At 50.2% G+C, this 3,490-nt stretch carries 1 pseudogene; it reads left to right on the top strand.

Features of this window, described 5'->3' with window-relative positions:
• Positions 1–1,822: 1,822 nt before the first annotated feature.
• A pseudogene (locus HMPREF2796_RS11735) lies at positions 1,823–3,490 on the top strand (hypothetical protein); the annotation flags it as partial.

Here is a 3,490-nt window from a genome sequence, read left to right as displayed (position 1 = left end):
GTGGAATTTAGGGCTAATCTACGTCAGCCCCTTAATTTAATTCAACTATATCCAACATACGGCGGCGCATCGCGCTTATCCCGCCAATCTGCGAAAACGTCATGTTCTTGTCTGCCTCGGGCACATTCTATGTTTTCTCCCGCCAATTCGCGGGCAGCGGCATTAAACCCCTGCCAATCGGCAGGCTTGGCAGATAAAGCTACATCGCCGTTTTCATCTCAGCGGATATACACCGTATCGCCTTCAAAATGGCTGGAAGCAGGCAGGCGCACGGCTCGGCTGCGGCCGTTGGCAAACAGTTTGGCCGTACATAGCTATTCTCCTCTCTAAGCCATGTATATTAATCGTTATACGCAGCCTCAGACCCTAACAATTCCAAATAATTTCAAATTCCAATTACCACACTCTGCTAAACAGCTTGCACAACCCGAGGCTTACCATCTTATCGGAAGCACGGGAATCCGCTACCACGCAACAACCAGAGCAAGGTAGCGGGGATATGGCAAGGCATGTGGAGATTAACGAGGCGGGGAAACAGCGTGTTTTTCAGGTAGCCTTCTGGCAGCGATGGTTAGTTACAGGCTTTTCTTTCTTATTGTTTTTATTGAAATAATATACTTGCCGCGCCGAAATAGCAGGCGTACAATTGCTCTATAAATTCACACATCATCCATGCGGATGATGGTTGGCTTGGGCTGCCAAAGCGGGGCGGGTGCTGACTGCCCCTACCCTCCACGCTCTAAGGCTACCTGAAAATTTTCCAAGCCAGTGTTCAAACTTTGCCGAGGCTCGTGCATTCGGATAGCCTGCCACATACGGAAGTTCAATATTATTTCAATAATCACAAAAGGCAGGTGAGCACAGAGGAAGCGTTTGTGCCTATGTGTTTTCAAAAGCGTAGCCCGCGTGGGTAGGGTCTGTGCGGAACGCATGCACGCGGTTTTCAGTTTTCAGATAGCCCTTTCCCTTTCAGGCTACCTGAAAGCGCAGCCTCAACGAAATTAAAAACTGTGTGGGTATAAATGTCCCCCTTACGCTTACTAGTTCTCATACGATCTCAAAGGAAGGTATCGGGTTCGTTTGAATTTGAATAGAAACCGTGTGCGTGCGTTCCGCACACACCCTACACCGAGATTGGAAGTTTCATGCAGACGACGACTTGTTTATCTTAATAAAGCTTCAGCTACACTGTTTTAATTTCAAGGGATTAGGATATTGCTGTCAAGAAAGGTTTAAGAGCTTACCGAAATAAGTCTACTTTGGTTTGCCTCTTAAATTTTAATTATTTAAATTCTTAAATGAGGTTAATATTATGCGTGGCCAAAAAAGTAATGATAAAAGAGATAATGCGGTTCATATAGTTCCTACAGAACAACTTCTAAGCAGCGCATCATCTATTAAATCGTATGCGGGTCTTTTGTACAATCTGCTCAAGAGTGGACGCAATATAGAAAAAGCAAGAGAAAAACTGGCGGCAGGTGATAAAAGAGGAGCAGCTCACAATCTAGCGGATTCTATCCTTAATTGGTATCCTTTTGCTAAAGCGCCTGGAGTTGGAAAACTGTTACAATCAATGGTTCATAATGGCATTGATAACGCAAGCCTGTTCGGAGGTACAAATTATCTTGATGCGGCTGATTTTATAGTTGAACATTCAGATTGTTTGCCGGAGGGGACACAAAGTTTAAAGAGTATATCAGAAGCATTACAACAATGTTCAAAAGATGCTCAATCTAAGAATAGCGCTGATTCTAATAGTGCTGCTAATCAAAAGGCCAAGGCTATACACGATTTCTTTGATCTTTTACCTACAATTGGAGATTTGTCTGAAAAAGCAAAAGATTTGCTGCCAGATGCCGAAGATTGGTTACCAAATTTCAATTGGGGCAAAATATGGCAGAGGGTATTAAATCCTAATCGATCAGGAAAATCGAGACAATCCTACGACCCTCTCGCCCTAGACCTCGATGGCAACGGTATCCGCACTGTGGCTGCCAACCAATTTTCAGGTAGCCTCTTCGACCACGACGGCGACGGTATCCGAACTGCTTCGGGCTGGGTGGGTAAAGAAGACGGGCTGTTGGTGTACGACCGCAACGGCGACGGCATCATCAACAACGGCAGCGAGCTGTTCGGCGATGCCACCCGCCTGAAAAACGGCGGCACGGCGGCGCACGGTTTTGCCGCACTAGCCGATTTGGACGACAACGGCGACGGCAAAATCGATGCGGCCGACAAGGCGTTCTCTTCATTGCGCGTTTGGCGCGATCTCAATCAAGACGGCATCAGCCAGGAAGGCGAGCTGCTCACGCTGGAGCAGGCCAAGGTGCAGTCGCTTAGCACCTCATTCCGCAACACCAACCGCAGCCTGGGCGACGGCAACACGCTGGCGCAAGAAGGCAGCTACACCACCACCGACGGCAAAACCCGCCAGATGGGCGATTTGCTGCTGGCCAACGATCAGCTGTTCAGCCGCTTCAACGATCATGTAGAACTAACCGCCGAGCAGCTGCAAAATCCGAACCTCTCCGGCATCGGCCGCCTGCGCGATTTGCGCGAAGCAGCGGCTTTGTCGCCTGCCTTGGATGCGGTGTTGCGCCAATATGCCGCTGCCGAAACCAAAGAGCAGCAAACGGCATTGCTGGCGCAGTTGGCAGCCGAATGGGGCAAAACCGATGCCCGCTACGGCAGCTACACGCCCACGCTCACTGCCGCCACCGAGGCATCCGGCACAGCCGGCCAAGGCGTGCCGCTTACGCCCGGGGAACTGCAGGCATTGCGCAACGGCAAAGTAAACATTTCTCCCGAGCTTCAAGCCGAATTTGACGCGCTGCAAGACAAAATCCGCCTGTTGGACGCTTTCACCGGCGAAGACTCCCGCACGCTGGGCTACGGCACGCTGGAACAAGTGAAGGAAATCATCCGCGTAGCCAACACCACTTACGCCCAGCTGGAGCACAGCCTCTACCAAGGCCTTCTGTTCCAAACCCGCCTGAAACCCTATCTCGACGCCGTAGCCTTCACGCTGGATAACGGCCAGTTGAAACTGGATTTCAGCGGCGTAAGCGCCCTGTTTGAAAAAACACACGCCCAAAACGCACAAAAAGCATTCGTGGACCTGGGCGAATTCCTGGCCAACCAGCAAAACCCCGCCTCGCCCGAATTAGGTGCCCTAACCGGCTTGTTGGAACGGTTTACTCAAGAGGCCGTTGCCGCCGGAGTGTTGGATAAGTATGCAGAAGTGTTGGGCAAAGAAGCACTGGGCAAACTGGGTTATCTGAATGAAGACAGGTTCAGCCACACCGTGTTGGAGAAACTTGGCACCCTAACCGGCTCTACAAACAACGATATACTCAACGGCACTAAAAATAATGACTATATCCTCGGTTTACAGGGTAACGATACATTAGACGGAGGAGAAGGTGATGACCGTTTGGACGGCGGTGCCGGTAATGACCACTTGGCTGGGGATAACGGCAACGATACCCTG

This window comes from Eikenella sp. HMSC071B05, from assembly GCF_001811325.1.
GTDB lineage: Bacteria > Pseudomonadota > Gammaproteobacteria > Burkholderiales > Neisseriaceae > Eikenella > Eikenella corrodens.
Note: the sequence above shows the minus strand (reverse complement) of the source record. Positions and strands in the feature narration are given on the sequence as shown.